The sequence below is a fragment of the Priestia taiwanensis genome (genome assembly GCF_014638355.1).
GTDB classification, from domain to species: Bacteria; Bacillota; Bacilli; order Bacillales; family Bacillaceae_G; genus Priestia_D; species Priestia_D taiwanensis.
In genome coordinates this window covers 1,139,674-1,157,213 of record NZ_BMFK01000001.1, presented here as the reverse complement: position 1 = coordinate 1,157,213, position 17,540 = coordinate 1,139,674, and the positions used below count along the sequence as shown (strand labels likewise).

The following is a 17,540-nucleotide window of genomic DNA, read 5'->3' as shown; positions in this document are numbered from 1 at the left end:
CTTGTAAACAAATTAGGTAAAGCAATTCTAGCCGAATCTTTAGCGTATGGTGGATTTGTAGTACGCATTTAACAGTTGGACAATACTCAGCTAAATGGGAATTACATGCTGTCGTATCCTATCTTGAAGTGAAAATAAAAAACGTAGTTGAATAAGTTCTCTACATTTTTTATTTTTAGGATCTATTTTCTAACAAAAAAACCAATTACAAATGGTTTTTTTCACTTTCAAACATAATATTGGTTATCCAAACCACTTTGAACTCAATTTTAGGAGGAAGAAGATGATAAAAGAAATGAAAGATTCCATTATTAAAACGATTACTAGTCCAAATAAAGGGACATCAAATGAATTAAATGGAGAAATAGACCAATTGCTAGGTTATAAACTAATTAATTATCTTAAATATGAGTATGGTTCCTTTTCAGACGAAAGAAAAAAACTCCTTGAAATTTCCTTAGTCCGAGAAATAGTCAATAATACTATACGTAATGATGGTCAACAACTTACTTCACTAGACATTGGTTGTGCAACTGGCCGATATCCACTTTGGTTATCGTCCCTAGGATTTCAGTCTTATGGGTATGATATTGAAGATGCAGCACTCGATATTTGCCGTGAGCAGAGTAAAAATGTTGCCAATGTTTATTTTGAAAAAAGAAATATTATTACGGATGAAGTAGATGCAGAAAAATTTAATTTAGTTACCTGTATGATGGGAACCTTTAATCATATAGTTGATGAAAAAAGGATATTATTTTTAGAACAAATTAAAAAAACTCTTGTACAGGATGGATTATTTTTATTCTCTTCTTGGAATCCCGAGTGTCTGCACACTAACTTCTTACAATTCTATACACGTAGCGAAAAAGAATTCTTAATGAATAATTCCATATCGGCTGATAAAATGGTTACATTATTAGAATCACTAGAGTTTGAAGTTGTATCTACTACTCATTTTGGATTCCTAACAGATGAATGCTATAACAATTGGGGAAATAATATTAGTGAAGAATCTATGATTTATTTAGATAATGAATTACGAGGTTTATTAACTAATAATAATGCTCAAATGTATTTTGTAGCAGTTCGTAAAAAGTAATGTGTAGTTATAGAATGATTCGTCGACACAAAATCTGATAATAAAAGGGGAATATGATGTCAGTAACCTATGAACAGTTTCAAGAACTTGATTTAAGGGTAGGAAAGATTGTTGAGGTCAGGGATTTTCCACGAGCAAAGAAGCCAGCTTATCGTGTAGTTGTTGATTTTGGTTTAGAAATTGGAACAAAACAGTCTAGTGTACAAGCGGTTAACTATAAAAAAGAAGAACTACAAGGGCTACAAGTAGTTGCTGTGCTCGGGTTCCCATCTAAAAATATTGCTGGGTTCCTTTCAGAAGTGCTCATCCTTGGTGTTGCAGGAGAAGACGGAGAACTATCATTATTAACTCCTAGTAAAGAGGCTTTAATTGGAACATCTGTATACTAGTTATCCTGAACTACCTCCGCGCATCTCTATATGAGCTTGGGACGGAGGTCTTCTTGTTTTGTATAAATGAAGTACTTGCTTCAACGAATGGGGTTGATTATATGAGTAGACAAAAACTACTGGGAGCTATATGTTTATCTTTAGCTGCTAGTATATGGGGCGGGATGTATGTAGTTAGTAAATTTGTGTTAGAGTATATACCACCGATGACATTAGTTTGGCTTCGTTATATTATTGCTTTTATTTTTTTATTCTTCATATTAAAAATCATTGAAAGAAAGGATAATAAGAAATTATCTTTGAATAAAAAGGATTGGATCTTATTATGTGGAATTGGATTTGTTGGATATTTTGTCTCTATTTCTTTTCAATTTATAGGGACAAAGTTATCGGATGCACATACAGGTGCCTTAATAACATCGGCTACACCTGCTTTTATTTCTATTTTCGCTCACTTTATTTTAAAGGAAAAAATAAACACAAAAAAAGTGATTTCGCTCATTTTAGCTACTCTCGGGGTTATAACTATTATTGGATGGGATATAGGAGCTTCGAACTACTTATTTGGTAGTATCATCTTAGTAGGTGCAGCAATTACTTGGGCACTATTATCCGTATATGTAAAAGTAGCTTCAGATACTATGTCTTCATTAACAATTACAACATATGCGATATTTTTTGCACTGATATTTACCACACCATTTATGTTATGGGAAACTCAACATATTGAAATTTACTATACAGATATTTATATTATTTTAGGAGTTTTGTACCTAGGAACTATCTCAACTGCGGGTGCTTTTTTCTTGTGGAATAAAGGAATGGAGTTGATAGATGCTGGTATTGGAGCACTGTTCTTCTATTTTCAGCCAGTAGTTGGTGCATTCTTAGGTTGGTTATTGTTGAATGAAACGTTGGATATTAATTTTTTTGTTGGAGGATGCTTAATTCTAGTTGGAGTCTTTATTGTAACACTTCCAACGAGGTCAGATAGGATTATCCATATTCAAAAAACATAAAAATACTTCTAATTGCTCATGGTTATTGTTTGAACAATGAAATGTCCTTCTAAACATAATTATAGAGCTTTCATTTTAACTTCACTTGCATAATAGACTCTTTTATCATAGGAAAAAACCTCCTTCATTCTCATAAGCTAATATGCGAATGAAGAAGGTTTTTTATTTGTGTTTCACTTATTGAGTTCAGTCTAAATCTTTGCAGCTTGGTTTCTGTTTTTATGTTAAGGAAATAGCTCTATTTCTTATTAACACAAGATTCGCGAATTATTAATGTTCCTGTATATACTTTCTTTTCATAAGGAGTATCGCCTCCATTTAATCTATGTACTAAGCGGTCGAATACATCTGTAATCATCTCTTGGATATGGTTACATATCGTGGATAGTTCTGGTGCTGTAATAGTTGAAATTTGGTGATTATCAAAGCCGATAATGGAGACATCTTTTGGGACATGTATGCAATGTTTTCTTGCTGATTTAAGTAATCCTGCTGCAACGAAGTCACTACCAGCGACAATGCCATCACACATTAATGTTCCAGAAAATAGCGAATTCCCTAATTGTACTCCGTCTTCAATCGTTGAAATATGATTATATATGTAACTTTCCCGATATGTAATGCTGTATTGTTCATGCGCACGTATGAATCCTTTGAGTCTCGATTGTTGCAAGGCATTATCGAGAATATCAGCGCAAAATACAAGATTCGATAAGCCTTGTTTTAATAAAGAGGTAGTTGCTTCGTAAATAATTCCTTCTTCATCTAAGGAAAATACGTCAAAGTAAGTTCCTTCATAATCTTCATTACACGCTACGACAGTTTGTGATGCTGTTAATTCGTTAATATATGCTTCAGAGAAGAGTGATGTTGTAATAATGACAGCGTCTAGTTCTTTGTGAATGAGTTTTGTATAGACCTCTTTTTCTCGCTCCTCTTGAAAGAAAGTTTGATAGACGACTGGTTTATATCCTCTCAGCATACACTCGGATGAAAGTGCACTAATGAGTCGGCTGAAGTATGGATGATCTAACATAGGAGCGATAATTCCAATGTTTTTTGTCATTTGTAATCGAAATTGAACGGCTCTCGAATTAGGTGTGTAGTGAAGTTTCTTAATTGCCGAAGCGACTTTTTCTTTTGCATCTTTTGATACATATGGATGATTGTTTAATACACGTGAAACGGTTGATTTTGAAACACCGCTTAAGCGAGCGATATCATAAATAGTAGTCATTTGTTCACCTCATTTTTGCTTGACATGGGAACAATCCCAGCATTTATTCTTGAAAAAAACAAATGGGGTGTATCACATGATAATGAAAAATAGAAAGCCTTTCCATTATACAAGTAAAACAGACTTTTTACTGTTATTTGATTTTGATGAAACGTATTATCCACATAATCAAACAGTAGGAAATAGAGAAAGAGTCTATAAATTAGAGGAATATCTCCAGACTCTGGCTACTCAACAGAATGTGAAGATTGGTTGGATTACTGGGAGTAGCGTAGGAAAAATAATTGAAAAGATGAACTTAGCCAATATGACCTATTATCCACATTTTATTGGAAGTGATTTAGGGACAGAACTTATTGAAATAAATGAAGAAGGAGAATTTACTTCGATATCCAAATGGGAGAGGAAAATAAATAGGAGTAGCTTTTCTTCCCGTGTTGTGGATGATTTACTTCAAGAATGCAAGAACCAATATAATGTGAAGTTAGTCGCTCAGACGCAATTTGGTCAGAGTAACAATAAATATAATTATTACTATTTCCACGAATCAACAACAAAAACAGCATACGATTTACGGATTATTCGTCATGTAGCAAAGTTAAACGGAGTAGGAGTCAATATTAGCTGTTGCAACCCAATGGCAGGAGATCCTAAGGATGCATATGATGTTGATTTCATCCCGCTTGGGAGTGGGAAAAAGACCTTAGCGATGTTTATGATGGAATATTACGACGTACCAGTTACGCATACGATAGCATTTGGAGATAGTGGAAACGACATCGAGATGTTAAAAGCAGTCAATCACGGTTATCTTGTTGGCAATGCGACAGAAGAGGCGAAGCGTTTGCATAATAATCTAGCAACGGCTCCTTATGGTGGTGGGATTATAGAAGTATGTAAGAAGATATTTGTATCCAATGATTTGTCGAAATAAATGACATAATTAAGGTGTTTTCCTCATTTTATCGATGGAGAATAGTGCATATAATGATAAAAACTTTCCTTCAACCAACTTTTTTCACCTTATATAAAAAGGAGCGGATAAATATGTTAACTATTCAAGTGTTAGTGGCAATTGTGTTGTTAGTAATTGGTAGAATTGCATTTTATTCATTTGTTCGGAAGGATCCGTGGTATGTATTAGTCATTCGATACGGAGGGTTTATCGGTATTGTGGTTTTAGTTCATAACTATATGGGGGTTATGTGGGCGTGGATTTGGATTTTTGGTTTTCCTCTTCTTGGGTTAGCGTTCCATTTCATCTACACGAAGAAAAAAGGTTTTAACTCTTTAAAAGCTTGTGATAAATACGATGAATATCGAGGATGGAAGAAGTAAAGATTCTTCATGGAATATAGAGAGGGACGTGCAACATGCTATTGTGTATAGTGAGCTTTTAAAATAAAAAATAACGGATTTGTTCACACTAAGTATATAATGTTGTATCACATCTGCTTTCTAGCATGTGCAATTATTGTGAATATAATCCCTGCCATCTTACTTCAATTTATTTAAAAATAATGATTGACTTTTGACGGAATTGACAGTAAAGTAAGATAATAATTCATAACAAATATGAAACCTTCTTATAAAGAGAGGTGGAGGGACTGGCCCTTTGATACCTCGGCAGCGGACTCACAGAAGTGCTGTGCCAAATCCAGCAAGCTACGTGCTTGAATGATAAGAAGAGCGTCTCTTATAGTTTATTAAAAGACCTCTTCTTTGCGGAAGAGGTCTTTTTGTATGCAGAAGGATAGTTAGGTATAGTGGGAGGAAGTTGAGTTGACAGAAACAAAAGGTAATCCATTTGCGTTATTACCCCTTGTGGTATTTTTAGCGTTATTTATTGGATCAGGAATTATTACAGGGGATTTTTATAAATTGCCAATTTTAGTGGCAATACTAATTGCAGTAGCGGTTGCACTAGTCATGAACAGAAAAGAAATGTTCTCAAGTAAAGTAGAGCGCTTCGCGACAGGTGCCGGCCATCCAGATATTATGATCATGGTCTTAATCTTCATCTTAGCGGGAGCCTTTTCAGAAACAGCCAAAGGAATGGGTGGGGTAGAATCAACAGTTAACTTAGCATTGTCTGTCTTACCTGAAAGTTTATTAGTTGCTGGTTTGTTCATTATTGGTGCCTTTATTTCATTAGCGATGGGTACGTCAATGGGAACGATTGCGGCATTAGCTCCAATTGCAGTTGGAATTAGTGAGCAAACCGATATTGCAATTGCGCTTGCGATGGCAACAGTTGTTGGCGGTGCAATGTTTGGGGATAACTTATCGTTTATCTCAGATACAACAATTGCAGCGGTACGTACACAAGGGACAGAAATGAAAGATAAGTTCAAAACAAATTTTCTTATTGTTTTACCAGCAGCAATTATTACATGTGTATTATTAGTTGTGCTAACGTTAGGTACGCAAACAAACGTCTCAACGTATGAATATGATATCGTCAAAATCTTACCGTATGCAGGTGTATTAATCGCTGCACTTCTAGGCGTAAATGTATTAGTTGTATTAACAGGGGGAACATTATTCGCAGGAGTCATCGGTCTTATTGATGGAAGCTACACACTGGAAAGCTTCATGAAGAGTGTAACTGTAGGAATCAATGGCATGATGGAGCTAGTATTATTAACAATTCTAATTGGTGGAATGGTAGCACTTATCCAACAAAATGGTGGTATTAATTATTTATTAAATCTTTTAACTCGTAATATTCGTTCGAAAAAGGGAGCAGAATTTAGCATTGCTGGACTTGTAGGTTTGACGAATATGTGTACAGCTAATAATACAATTGCAATTATATTCGCAGGACCATTAGCAAAAAATATTTCGAACCAATATGAAATCGACCCACGTAAATCAGCAAGTATTTTGGATTTATTTGCTTGTAGTGTGCAAGGATTAATTCCGTACGGAGCACAAATGTTAACAGCGGCAGGATTTGCGGCGTTATCACCATTGGAGCTATTACCGTATGCGTTCTATCCAATTTTAGTAGCGGTATGTGGAATCGTTGCGATTGTCATTGGTTTCCCGCGTTTTTCACCAAAAACAGCGAAAAAAGAGTATGAAAAAATTGCATAAATGATAGAGAAAAGAAGGGTGTCCATTGTGGCACCCTTCTTTTCAATTTTGTGACAAGTAGCACGTAATACTTGAAATATGAGAGTATTAGCTATATATTTATTAATGATAATGATTATCATTCTCTTTTTGGTGGCTTAAAAATCATAAAAAGGAAGTGAAGGCATGGTACGTTCTGATCGAGCGGGCCCTAGGCTAAATCAATGAAGTTGTACATTGATTTACATAAATAATTTAAAAGGGGACGTAGAAAGAAATGAATAAAAAATTATTAGTAGTAGGAATGGCAACGGTATTTAGTCTAGGGTTAGCTGCTTGCAATGATGGAGGAAGTAAAGCAACAGAAAAACAAAAAGTAAGCGAAACGAGTACAAGCGAAACACAAACAATTACGTATTTGAAAAAAGACTATACTGTTCCAACAGATATTAAGAAGGTTGCGGCAGCTAGTTTAGAAGCGATGGAAGACGCAGCTGTGTTAGGTGTGAAACCGACAGGAGCAATTACAGTTGGTGGGAAGTTACCAACGTATTTAGCGAAAGACTTAGAAGGTGCGGAGTCTATTGGAGAAAAAATGCAGCCTAATCATGAAGTACTGTTAAAAATGAAACCGGATGTTATTTTGGGCACAACAAAGTTCCAACCGGAAGTAGCAGAGAAATTAGGGAAAGTAGCGACAATGATACCAGTATCACATATTTCTACAGATTGGGAAGCAAATTTACGTCTAATGGGTGAAGTAAGTGGTACGAAAGAGAAAGCAGAAGAAGTTATCAAACAATATAAGGAAGATGTGGCAAAAGTAAAAGCATCAATTGAACCGAAAGTGAAAGACAAAGAAGCTGTTGTTGTACGTATTCGTGCAGGTAACATGCAAGTATATCCTGCGAGCGTATATTTAAATCCTGTTTTATACGAAGATTTAGGTCTAACAGTACCGACTGAAATTAAAGCAGTAGAAAAGCAAGAAGCAATCTCTATTGAAAAATTTGCAGAGATGGATCCGGATATTGTGTTCCTACAATTTGATGAAAGTGAGAATGCAAAAACACCAAAAGTATTAGATGAATTACAAAGTAACGCAATTTGGAAGAATTTAAAAGCAGTAAAAGATAATAAGGTGTTTATTAATGCTGTAGACCCACTAGCTCAAGGTGGAACAGCGTGGAGCAAAATAGCGTTCTTAAAAGCAGTTGAGGATAAATTAACTAAATAATAAGGTGCGTTGAATGAGATGAAGAAAATAAATTCTGTACCGACATTCATTTTATGTCTGTCACCATTGCTTATAGTGGCTACGATTGTTTTATCAATTTTGTACGGTGCCAAAAATATAGATGTAGGGACGATATGGGACGCACTTTTCTATTATGATGCAGATAATGTAGATCATGCAATTATTAGGACGTCGCGTTTGCCGAGGGTAATTGGTGCACTTCTCGTCGGTGCGTTTTTAGCTATCTCAGGAGCACTTATGCAGGGGATGACAAGAAATTATCTTGCATCCCCTTCTATTATGGGTGTATCAGATGGCTCTGCATTTGTTATTACGTTATGTATGGTGTTTGCACCGAGTATGTCGAATATACAATTAATTATATATTCGATGATTGGTTCAGCAATTGGGGCTGGTATTGTATTTGGATTTGGTTCGTTGCTACGTAATGGATTGTCACCTGTACGTCTTGCGATAATCGGGACAGTTATTGGTACGTTTCTAAGTAGTGTTTCGGCAGCAATTGCTTCGTATTTTCAAGTGTCACAACATATTAGCTTTTGGTACAATGCAAGGTTGCATCAAGTTGATACGGAGATGTTAAAACTTATTGTACCGTTCGGATTAATAGGAGTTATACTTGCGCTTACTCTCTCAAAATCTATTACAATCTTATCGTTAGGAGAGGAAGTATCTATTAACCTCGGTCAACGAACAAAGTTAGTAAAGGTAATGTCGATTTTATCAGTCGTATTATTAACAGGAACCGCTGTTGCGTTAGTTGGAAAAATAGGATTTGTTGGCTTAATTATTCCACATATAACACGATTTATCGTTGGAATTGATTATAAATGGGTTATTCCATGTGCAGGAGTTATTGGAGGAGTTTTTCTCGCTTTGTGTGATGTAATAAGTAGATTTATGAATTATCCATTTGAAACACCAATTGGTGTCGTGACAGCATTAATTGGAATACCATTCTTCCTCTACTTAATTAGAACGAGAGGGGGAGAAAGGCATGCGTAAAGATTCGTGGCAACGATATGTCATGATAGTAAGTGTACTTATTATCTTAACGGTAATAGCGATGTACATAAGCTTAACGAATGGCGTGTTTGACTTATCAATGATGGATGTCATTCGTACGTTATTTCATATAGATGCGCTACCAGAGCATGATTTAGTTATTTTTGATTTCCGCTTACCGAGAATTGTTATTGCCGCATTAGTTGGATTTGGTCTTGGTATTGCTGGTGCTGTTATTCAAGGTGTGACACGAAATGGTTTAGCTGATCCAGGTATTTTAGGTATTAACGCTGGAGCTGGGGCAGCAATTGTACTGTTCATGTTCTTTTTTCAAGAGCACGTAACAGGAACGAGCTGGGGAGCAATTATGATGATGCCGATGTTTGGGCTAATTGGTGGACTTGGTGCAGCAATTGTTATTTATATCTTCTCGTGGAAGAATGGACGAATTGACTCCCAGCGTCTTATCTTAACTGGTATCGCAATTGGTTCTGGATTCGGTGCATTTTCTATCTATTTATCTCTTAAAATGAAAGCACAAGATTTCGAGATGGCGACTGTATGGGTATCTGGGAGTATTTATAATGCGAACTGGACGTACATTATGGCAATGTTACCATGGTTACTTTTACTCCTTCCAATAGTAATGAAAAAAGCGTATTTATTAGATTTGTTTCAGCTCGAAGAATCGAGTATTAAAAGTCTAGGTGTTGCGGTAGAAAAAGAGAAAGCTATTTTATTATTAAGTAGTATTGGGATAGTTAGTGCGTGTGTTTCTGTCTCAGGAAGCATCGGTTTTGTTGGATTAATGGCGCCGCACATTGCGAAACGCCTTGTTGGAATTAAACATAGTCGAGTATTACCGGTATGTGGTGCAATCGGTATGTTGCTAGTAGTCGTGTCGGATTTCATTGCGAAGACAATTTTCATGCCGGCGGAATTACCAGTTGGAATCGTTATTTCCATCATCGGTGTACCGTATTTTCTATTTTTATTATTTAAAGCAAAAGCGTAAGGAGTGGAAATAGAGTGAGTATCCTACGAGTAGAAGAGCTGGAAACGAGCTACGAAAAATTGACGGTTTTTCGTAACTTGAATTTGGAGATAAAAGAAGGGAAGATAACAACAATTATTGGCCCAAATGGATGCGGAAAATCCACGCTGTTGAAAACGATGGGGCGTATTTTGAAACAAAAGAGTGGAAACGTGTATATGCAAGAACAAGACATGCAGAAGATGCATACGAAAACAATCGCTAAGCATTTAGCCTTACTCCCGCAAAGTCCAGTTGCACCATTAGAGTTAAAAGTAGAAGAGCTTATTTCATATGGTCGTTACCCACATCGAAACAATACGAGTAAGCTAACGAAAGAAGACAAAGAAATGATTGAATGGGCGCTGGATATTACGAATGTAACACCTTTTCGTGAACGAGAAATTGGGAACTTGTCAGGTGGTCAACGACAAAAAGTATGGCTTGCGATGGCATTAGCTCAAGAGACGGAAATATTATTATTAGATGAACCGACAACGTACCTTGATATGGCCCACCAGCTAGATGTATTGAAAATTGTTGAGCGATTAAATAAGGAAAAAGCTTGTACGGTGGTGATGGTATTGCATGATATTAACCATGCGGCGCGTTTTTCAGATGAGATTATTGCAATGAAAGAAGGACGGATTATGACGGTTGGTGAACCGTTACATATTATTACGAAGGATGTCCTGAAGAATGTATTCCAAATTGATGCACGGGTCATGATCGATCCGCATAATGGCGCTCCCGTATGCTTCGGTTATGAAGAAACTGAAGAAATAGAAAAAGTTCTTGTTACAAATTAGGAGGAGAATATGAAAGTAGAGACGGTAGAAATAATATCGAAAGAGACTGAATGTCCGTATACAATTAGCATTGCGATACCTAATACGGAAGCACCAAGGTCAGGTTATCCTGTTTTGTACGTATTAGACGGAAATGCGTTCTTCCAAACATTCGCTGAGACAATCCGAATCCAAACGAGAAGGTCCGAGAAGACAGGAGTGACTCCTTTTGTTGTTGTTGGTATAGGCTGTCCAGTCGAAGAGGATTTCGTTTCAGATTATCGTTTTTATGATTTCACACCGCCAGCAAATACAGTGGAATTGCCACCACATCCACAAGGGAAAGAATGGCCACACCACGGCGGTGCAGACAAGTTCTTAACGTTTATGGAAGAAGAGGTAAAACCACTTGTTGATACACGATGCCACGTTGACCGAAAGAAACAAGCACTGTTTGGTCATTCATTAGGTGGATTATTTAGCTTATATACGTTGCTTTCAAAGCGTGATGCATTTCAATCGTATATCATTAGTAGCCCATCTATATGGTGGAATAATAAGCAGGTATTAACGTTAGAAGAGAAGTTTGTTGCAAGTTTGCGTGAGGAAGAGGAAGCGGAAGCGCGTTATGCATTTATTTGTGTAGGAGAATTAGAAAAGGGATATATGGTTGAAGATGCAAAAGTATTATATGAACGTTTATCGAAAATCGACAAGCAAAAGGTGACATGTGGGTATTATTTAGCAGAAGAGGAAAATCATATTTCCGTCGTACCAACGGTCTTAAGTCGTGCATTACGATTCATTAGTAAAGGAGTTTCTTAACATCGAACCTTTACTTCTCTTGTGGAATATAGTATAGTGAGCGTATAAATTAGATTTCAATGAACGATCAAATAAATTAATTATGAGGTGCTTTTATGAGTGGAGTAGTATCTAAATAGGATAAATTGAATGAAGTAACTAGCTTGGCGAAGGATGTTTTTTCATACGAATAACATCTGCTTATTTGTCATGCGGTTATTTCAAAACCTATGAAGATACCTACAATACTTTATAAAGCGTATGACATAGTAGCGGGATAACTCTGTCTTGTGTACAGTAGTTTATTTCGTATATATGTCGAACATATGCCTTGTAAATGTACGTAAAGCCGTGGTATCGACCACGGCTTTTTTATATGTCTTTATTCATTGAAATCTAATCAATGGGTATCTTCATGTATGAATGAATCACATAATGAGGAGAAGAAAAAATGAATACAATGACATTTGAAAAGTTACAATACAACGAATTAAAGGAAATCGTGAAATCGTATTGCGTTAGTGGACTAGGGAAACAACTATTAGATGATTTAGACCCAAGTTCAAATATCAAAGTAGTAAAACATCGCCTAAATGAAACGACAGAAGCACGAAAGATTATTGATGCTGAAAGCCATGTACCATTAGTAGGCATTTCGAATATTAACAATTTAATTGATAAGTTAGAAAAGGGAATCATGTTAGATCCATCTGATTTACTCGAAATATCAGATTTCCTAAGAGGTTGTCGCAAAATAAAAACATATATGTTAGACAAAGTATTTTTTGCACCAACATTAAGTAGTTATGCACATTCTATGACAGAGTTCCTATCCGTTGAGGAAGAAATTAATTATAGTATTAAAGGAAATCGAGTAGATTCAAACGCAAGTAAAGAATTAAAGCGAATTAGAAGACACATTGAAAGTACAGAAGAGAAAATTTCCGAACGACTAACGAAATTTATGAAGAGTGGCAGTAATAAAGAATATATTCAAGAATTCTTTATTAGTAAAAAAGATGACAAATATACGGTGCCAATTAAAGCATCATACAAGCATCAAGTTGCAGGTACTATTGTAGAAATATCATCAAAAGGCTCAACAGTATTTATCGAACCAGCTGTTATTTCAAAATTAAGTGGTGAGTTATGCATTTTGAAAGCAGAAGAGGCGGTAGAAGAGTATCAAATTTTAGCGACGCTAACAGGATTAGTCGCAGAAAAGTTAGCAGAAGTCCGTATCAATATGGAACTGATTGCGCAGTACGATATGGTATTCGCCAAAGCAAAATTCAGTAAAAATGTAGACGGCATTGAACCAAAAGTAAATAACCATGGCTTTATTCAATTAATAAAATGCAAACATCCGTTGTTAAAAGGAAACATCGTACCACTAGATTTCGAAGTAGGAAAGGATTATCGTAGCTTAGTGATTACTGGACCAAACGCAGGTGGTAAAACAGTTGTCCTCAAAACAATCGGATTACTGACATTAGCGACAATGTCAGGTTTCCACATAACCGCTGAGGAAAAAACAGAAATAGCTATTTTCGACCGTATTTTTGTTGATATAGGTGATAACCAAAGTATCGAAAATGCGCTTAGTACGTTCTCTTCACATATGAAAAATATGTCTGAGATTATGAACATGGCGAATCATAATACATTACTTCTATTTGACGAAATCGGTAGTGGTACAGAGCCAAATGAAGGAGCAGCACTAGCAATTGCAATATTAGAAGAGCTTTATCACATGGGATGCATCACGGTTGCCACGACGCATTACGGTGAAATTAAGCGATTTTCTGAAATGCACAGTGACTTCATGAATGCCGCAATGCGATTTGATAATGAAACGTTAGAGCCGTTATATCAACTAGTAATCGGAACATCAGGAGACAGTAACGCACTTTGGATTTCAAGAAAAATGAACATTCGTGACCGTGTGATTGAACGAGCGAAGCAATATATGGATAACAAAGACTACAACTTAGAGCGAGTAAGTGATAGTAAGCGAAAGAAACCAATAGTGGAAGAAGTGAAGAAAGAAACGAGTTATGAATACGAAGTAGGGGATAAAGTAAGGTTACTGGACTATGAGGACGTTGCGATTATTTATAAGAAACAAAATAATTATAATAACGTGACCGTGTTCTACAAAGATGAATTTATCGAAGTAAATGAAAAGCGTGTATCCCTAGAGATACGAGCAGCAGAATTATACCCAGAAGGTTATGACGTAAGTACGCTATTTACGAGCTACAAAGATCGTAAAATGCAACATGACATGGAACGTGGCTCGAAAAAAGCGCTGAGAAAAGTACAGAAAGAAATGAAGAAGAAATTGAATTGATTTAGTTGAGGCTATGGAGTATTGGCTCCATAGCTTTTTATGCACAGAGGTAATTAAATTGACATATCGAGAATTGCCGATATAATAGAAGGTATGAACTATATATTAATTTTCAAAGCATTGGCAAATGAAACAAGGTTACAAATGTTAGCATGGTTGAAGGAACCGGATATGCATTTTGTATGTGATATCCAGCCATCACAACTTGAAGGTTTTCAAGGTGGCGTCTGTGTAGGGAAGATCCAAGAAAAAGCAGGATTATCGCAGTCGACAACTTCTCAATATTTGTCTATGCTCCAACAAGCTGGCTTATTAGAAGCGAAGCGAATTGGACAGTGGACATTTTATCGAAGGAATGAGGAGACATTCCGACAGTTGGCGAAATATATTGGAGAGGAGATTTAAACGAGTAAGGAAAAAATCTCCTTACTACATAATTAATCGATATTTTCCGATATATAAATATAAATGGTGGTAGAACACTAGTGTATGTTCTTTAGACATATATGTATTGGAGGGTATATAGTTCATTTTCTAGGTATGAATATCGATTTTTCTCGATATATAGATTTTGTAAAAGGGAGAGATACAAAATGGTGAAGGAGAAATATCAATCATTGTTTGAAGCGTTACAGTTTCAAAATGGGGTAGAGTTAAAAAATCGAATAGTCATGGCACCATTAACGAACTATTCATCAAATGAAGACGGTACTGTATCAGATGATGAAGTGAATTACTATATTCGCCGTTCAAAAGGTGTCGGAATGGTTATTACGGCTTGTACATATGTAACAGATAGCGGAAAGGGGTTCCCAGGTGAGTTCTCTGCAACAAGTGATAATATGATTCCGAGTCTTCGTCGTTTGGCAACTGCTATTAAAGAACAAGGAGCGAAAGCAGTATTGCAAATTTTTCATGCAGGAAGAAAATCACCGGCTTCATTAGTACCGAATGGTGATGTTGTAAGTGCAAGTGACTACCTCGAAAATGGGGAACAAGTAGCACGAGCATTAACCGAAGAAGAAATTCAAAATATTATCCGTGGATACGGAGAAACAACTCGTCGTGCAATTGAAGCAGGATTTGATGGTGTGGAAATTCACGGAGCAAACTACTATTTAATCCATCAATTTTTTTCAGGTCATACGAATAAGCGTCAAGATAAATGGGGAGGGACAGTGCAACAACGTATGACGTTCCCTCTAGCAGTTGTAGACGAAGTAAAGCGCATAGTTACTACACATGCAACTAACGATTTCATTGTTGGGTATCGCTTCTCTCCGGAAGAGGAATTTGAAGATGGTTTTACAATGGATGATACGTTCCACTTAGTTGATGCATTAGCAGATAGGGAATTAGATTATTTACATGTATCTTTACAAGATTTCTGGTCGAAGCCGCGACGAGGTGGAGATAGTACACGTACACGCATGGAACAAATTCAAGAACGAGTAAACGATAAGACTATATTAATTGGAGTTGGTTCGATTCTTACAGCAGATGACGCATTAAAAGCGAAACAATCTGGTATACCTCTTTTAGCCTTAGGTCGTAGTATCATTATTGAGCCAGATTGGGTACAGAAAATAGAAGGGGGAAAAGAAGAAACTATCCTTGTAACGGTAAGAAGAGATGCACAACAAGAATTAGAAATCCCAACGCCATTATGGAACCGTATTTGGAATGTGGCAGGTTGGTTCCCGGTAGAAGTGGAAGAAAACGTCTAATATAAATAGAAAGAAGAGTAGAGAATAGAATAGAAGTCTCTACTCTTCTATTTGTTTTAGTACTGGTTGTAGGGGGATGGATAAAAAAGATAGTGGTCGGCATTATGGATAGAGATGACCTATTTTGTTTTTCTTATAAGTAAAACAGGAGTACAATGGGAAAGAAGATGGCTTTATAAGGGGGATATACAAATGAAAGTTGGCGTAATTGGAATTGGAGATATTGCACAAAAGGCGTATTTGCCTATTTTGAGTACAAGAACAGATATTGATTTATATATTGCAAGTAGAAATCAACAAGTTGTCCATGAGGTAGGAGAGAAATACCGTATACATAATTGTTGTGCAACTGTTCAAGAATTAATTCAACATAAAGTGGATGTAGCATTTGTACATGCAGCAACCGAAGCACATGTAGAAATCTTACGTGAGCTAATTACGGCTGGTATTCATGTGTTCGTCGATAAACCAATTGCCTATACATTGCAAGAAACGGAAGAAATCATGACCTTTGCAAAAGAAAAAGGTGTTCGCTTAATGGTTGGATTTAATCGCCGTTTCGCGCCGATGCACCGTGATATAAAAGAAGAAGTTGCAGCGTTTGATACAATCTTCATGCAGAAAAATCGTGTATATACATTATCAGATGTTCGTACAACAATCTTTGATGATTTCATCCATGTTGTTGATACATTGCTTTTCTATTTAGGAGAGCCACGTGATGTTACGGTTCACGGGAAGATAGAAGATGGAAGATTACATTATCTTGTGTTAAATATGTTCGGTGGGACAACGTCAGCTACTGGTATGATGAACCGTCATACAGGTGTGACAGATGAACGATTAGAGGTAATGGGGGATGAGAAGAAGATTGTTGTTGATGGCTTAATTCATGGAACAACATTTGTGAATAATACGGAGCAACGTCGTTCATTTGGTAGTTGGGATACAACGTTATATCAAAGAGGATTTGACGATATGATTGAACATTTCTTAACATGTGTGAAAAATGATGAGCCGTTTCTCGTTGATGAAGAAAGTATTGTACGAACGCATCGCGTTTGTGAAGTGATAACGAGGAAGTTGGAGGAACAATAATGTCGGAAATACTATCAATTTTCAACGAACAAGGCGAAAAGGTCGGAGAAAAAGAACGGAATGCTATACATCGTGATGGAGATTGGCATGAAACATTTCATTGTTGGTTTGTGGAAGAGGCAGAGGATGATATGCATCTCTACTTCCAATTACGTTCAAGTACAAAGAAAGACTTCCCAAATGTATGGGACATCACCGCAGCAGGACATATTTTATGTGATGAAGAAATCATGATCGCAGGGTTAAGAGAAATAGAAGAGGAATTAGGGATTTCGTTTCAATCGGAAGATGTACATTACACAGGTATTCAAAAAATAGATTGTGCATTTCCGCCATTTATTGATCGAGAAAGATGTCATGTGTATTTTCACACTGTGACACAACGACTAACCTTTAGTCCGGGCGAAGAGGTCGCAGATGTGATGAAAATGAAGCTATCGGTACTAGAAGATCTATTGTATAAGCGACAAACAAGTGCAACTTGCATATCGTTGTTATCCGATGAAGAACTAGTTGTGGAGTACCATCAACTATATCCGCATAATCTTGATTACTATGAAGAAACAATTCAGAAAGTGAGTCGTATGAAAAATATCAAATCTTTATGATAAAGATTTCTTGTTTCTATACACTTTGGTATAATTATTTC

General features: G+C 36.3%; 17 protein-coding genes and 1 riboswitch. Of the genes, 16 read left to right on the top strand and 1 reads right to left on the bottom strand.

Annotation, left to right across the window (positions count from 1 at the left end; genetic code table 11):
* Positions 1 to 283 precede the first annotated feature (283 nt).
* From IEV41_RS06110 to IEV41_RS06100, 3 genes are all read left to right on the top strand, one after another.
* The gene (locus IEV41_RS06110) at positions 284 to 1,102 is read left to right on the top strand and encodes a class I SAM-dependent methyltransferase (protein ID WP_188387526.1); all 819 of its coding nucleotides are present in this window, start codon (positions 284 to 286) and stop codon (positions 1,100 to 1,102) included.
* 56 nt (positions 1,103 to 1,158) lie between these two features.
* Positions 1,159 to 1,491 (top strand): tRNA-binding protein, encoded by a 333-nt coding sequence (locus IEV41_RS06105; protein ID WP_188387525.1) that lies wholly within the window; start codon positions 1,159 to 1,161, stop codon positions 1,489 to 1,491.
* Positions 1,492 to 1,592: 101 nt separating this feature from the next.
* Positions 1,593 to 2,510: a DMT family transporter gene (locus IEV41_RS06100; protein ID WP_188387524.1), complete on the top strand. Its 918-nt coding sequence runs from the start codon at positions 1,593 to 1,595 to the stop codon at positions 2,508 to 2,510.
* 238 nt (positions 2,511 to 2,748) lie between these two features.
* Here IEV41_RS06100 and IEV41_RS06095 read toward each other — a convergent pair whose 3' ends face one another.
* Positions 2,749 to 3,747 carry a LacI family DNA-binding transcriptional regulator gene (locus tag IEV41_RS06095; RefSeq protein WP_188387523.1) on the bottom strand — a complete coding sequence of 333 codons (999 nt, stop codon included), beginning with the start codon at positions 3,745 to 3,747 and terminating at the stop codon, positions 2,749 to 2,751.
* Between the two features lie 76 nt (positions 3,748 to 3,823).
* Between IEV41_RS06095 and IEV41_RS06090 the strand changes: the two genes are divergently transcribed.
* The 13 genes from IEV41_RS06090 to IEV41_RS06030 all read left to right on the top strand — a co-directional run bounded on the left by IEV41_RS06090 (position 3,824) and on the right by IEV41_RS06030 (position 17,499).
* Positions 3,824 to 4,681, top strand: a complete 858-nt coding sequence (locus IEV41_RS06090; RefSeq protein WP_229722156.1) for an HAD-IIB family hydrolase — start codon at positions 3,824 to 3,826, stop codon at positions 4,679 to 4,681.
* 113 nt (positions 4,682 to 4,794) lie between these two features.
* A complete protein-coding gene (locus IEV41_RS06085; protein ID WP_188387522.1) occupies positions 4,795 to 5,085 on the top strand; it encodes a hypothetical protein in 291 nt (96 codons plus the stop codon).
* Positions 5,086 to 5,330: 245 nt separating this feature from the next.
* Positions 5,331 to 5,434: riboswitch (SAM riboswitch) on the top strand.
* A gap of 95 nt (positions 5,435 to 5,529) precedes the next feature.
* Positions 5,530 to 6,846 (top strand): Na+/H+ antiporter NhaC family protein, encoded by a 1,317-nt coding sequence (locus IEV41_RS06080; protein WP_188387521.1) that lies wholly within the window; start codon positions 5,530 to 5,532, stop codon positions 6,844 to 6,846.
* Positions 6,847 to 7,102: 256 nt separating this feature from the next.
* A complete protein-coding gene (locus tag IEV41_RS06075; protein WP_188387520.1) occupies positions 7,103 to 8,062 on the top strand; it encodes an ABC transporter substrate-binding protein in 960 nt (319 codons plus the stop codon).
* Positions 8,063 to 8,080: 18 nt separating this feature from the next.
* Positions 8,081 to 9,088, top strand: a complete 1,008-nt coding sequence (locus IEV41_RS06070; RefSeq protein WP_188387519.1) for a FecCD family ABC transporter permease — start codon at positions 8,081 to 8,083, stop codon at positions 9,086 to 9,088.
* Positions 9,081 to 10,103 (top strand): FecCD family ABC transporter permease, encoded by a 1,023-nt coding sequence (locus IEV41_RS06065; protein WP_188387518.1) that lies wholly within the window; start codon positions 9,081 to 9,083, stop codon positions 10,101 to 10,103. The genes IEV41_RS06070 and IEV41_RS06065 overlap by 8 nt, the downstream gene beginning before the upstream one ends.
* 14 nt (positions 10,104 to 10,117) lie before the next feature.
* Complete coding sequence (locus IEV41_RS06060) at positions 10,118 to 10,930, top strand: ABC transporter ATP-binding protein (protein WP_188387517.1); 813 nt, start codon at positions 10,118 to 10,120, stop codon at positions 10,928 to 10,930.
* Between the two features lie 9 nt (positions 10,931 to 10,939).
* Positions 10,940 to 11,734, top strand: a complete 795-nt coding sequence (locus IEV41_RS06055; RefSeq protein WP_188387516.1) for an alpha/beta hydrolase — start codon at positions 10,940 to 10,942, stop codon at positions 11,732 to 11,734.
* A gap of 430 nt (positions 11,735 to 12,164) precedes the next feature.
* The gene (locus tag IEV41_RS06050; RefSeq protein WP_188387515.1) at positions 12,165 to 14,066 is read left to right on the top strand and encodes an endonuclease MutS2; all 1,902 of its coding nucleotides are present in this window, start codon (positions 12,165 to 12,167) and stop codon (positions 14,064 to 14,066) included.
* A 93-nt stretch (positions 14,067 to 14,159) separates the two neighbouring features.
* Positions 14,160 to 14,471: an ArsR/SmtB family transcription factor gene (locus tag IEV41_RS06045; protein ID WP_188387514.1), complete on the top strand. Its 312-nt coding sequence runs from the start codon at positions 14,160 to 14,162 to the stop codon at positions 14,469 to 14,471.
* Between the two features lie 188 nt (positions 14,472 to 14,659).
* Positions 14,660 to 15,793 (top strand): NADH-dependent flavin oxidoreductase, encoded by a 1,134-nt coding sequence (locus tag IEV41_RS06040; protein WP_188387513.1) that lies wholly within the window; start codon positions 14,660 to 14,662, stop codon positions 15,791 to 15,793.
* Between the two features lie 192 nt (positions 15,794 to 15,985).
* Complete coding sequence (locus IEV41_RS06035; RefSeq protein ID WP_188387512.1) at positions 15,986 to 16,891, top strand: Gfo/Idh/MocA family protein; 906 nt, start codon at positions 15,986 to 15,988, stop codon at positions 16,889 to 16,891.
* A complete protein-coding gene (locus IEV41_RS06030; RefSeq protein ID WP_188387511.1) occupies positions 16,891 to 17,499 on the top strand; it encodes an NUDIX hydrolase in 609 nt (202 codons plus the stop codon). Before IEV41_RS06035 ends, IEV41_RS06030 begins: the two co-directional genes overlap by 1 nt.
* Positions 17,500 to 17,540: the final 41 nt, after the last annotated feature.

Bases quoted from the DNA above. Each gene is read 5' to 3' on its own strand.
- IEV41_RS06110 (WP_188387526.1), top strand. From the start codon at position 284: ATGATAAAAGAAATGAAAGATTCCATTATTAAAACGATTACTAGTCCA.
- IEV41_RS06105 (WP_188387525.1), top strand. From the start codon at position 1,159: ATGTCAGTAACCTATGAACAGTTTCAAGAACTTGATTTAAGGGTAGGA.
- IEV41_RS06100 (WP_188387524.1), top strand. From the start codon at position 1,593: ATGAGTAGACAAAAACTACTGGGAGCTATATGTTTATCTTTAGCTGCT.
- IEV41_RS06095 (WP_188387523.1), bottom strand. From the start codon at position 3,747: ATGACTACTATTTATGATATCGCTCGCTTAAGCGGTGTTTCAAAATCA.
- IEV41_RS06090 (WP_229722156.1), top strand. From the start codon at position 3,824: ATGATAATGAAAAATAGAAAGCCTTTCCATTATACAAGTAAAACAGAC.
- IEV41_RS06085 (WP_188387522.1), top strand. From the start codon at position 4,795: ATGTTAACTATTCAAGTGTTAGTGGCAATTGTGTTGTTAGTAATTGGT.
- IEV41_RS06075 (WP_188387520.1), top strand. From the start codon at position 7,103: ATGAATAAAAAATTATTAGTAGTAGGAATGGCAACGGTATTTAGTCTA.
- IEV41_RS06070 (WP_188387519.1), top strand. From the start codon at position 8,081: ATGAAGAAAATAAATTCTGTACCGACATTCATTTTATGTCTGTCACCA.
- IEV41_RS06065 (WP_188387518.1), top strand. From the start codon at position 9,081: ATGCGTAAAGATTCGTGGCAACGATATGTCATGATAGTAAGTGTACTT.
- IEV41_RS06055 (WP_188387516.1), top strand. From the start codon at position 10,940: ATGAAAGTAGAGACGGTAGAAATAATATCGAAAGAGACTGAATGTCCG.
- IEV41_RS06050 (WP_188387515.1), top strand. From the start codon at position 12,165: ATGAATACAATGACATTTGAAAAGTTACAATACAACGAATTAAAGGAA.
- IEV41_RS06045 (WP_188387514.1), top strand. From the start codon at position 14,160: ATGAACTATATATTAATTTTCAAAGCATTGGCAAATGAAACAAGGTTA.
- IEV41_RS06040 (WP_188387513.1), top strand. From the start codon at position 14,660: ATGGTGAAGGAGAAATATCAATCATTGTTTGAAGCGTTACAGTTTCAA.
- IEV41_RS06035 (WP_188387512.1), top strand. From the start codon at position 15,986: ATGAAAGTTGGCGTAATTGGAATTGGAGATATTGCACAAAAGGCGTAT.
- IEV41_RS06030 (WP_188387511.1), top strand. From the start codon at position 16,891: ATGTCGGAAATACTATCAATTTTCAACGAACAAGGCGAAAAGGTCGGA.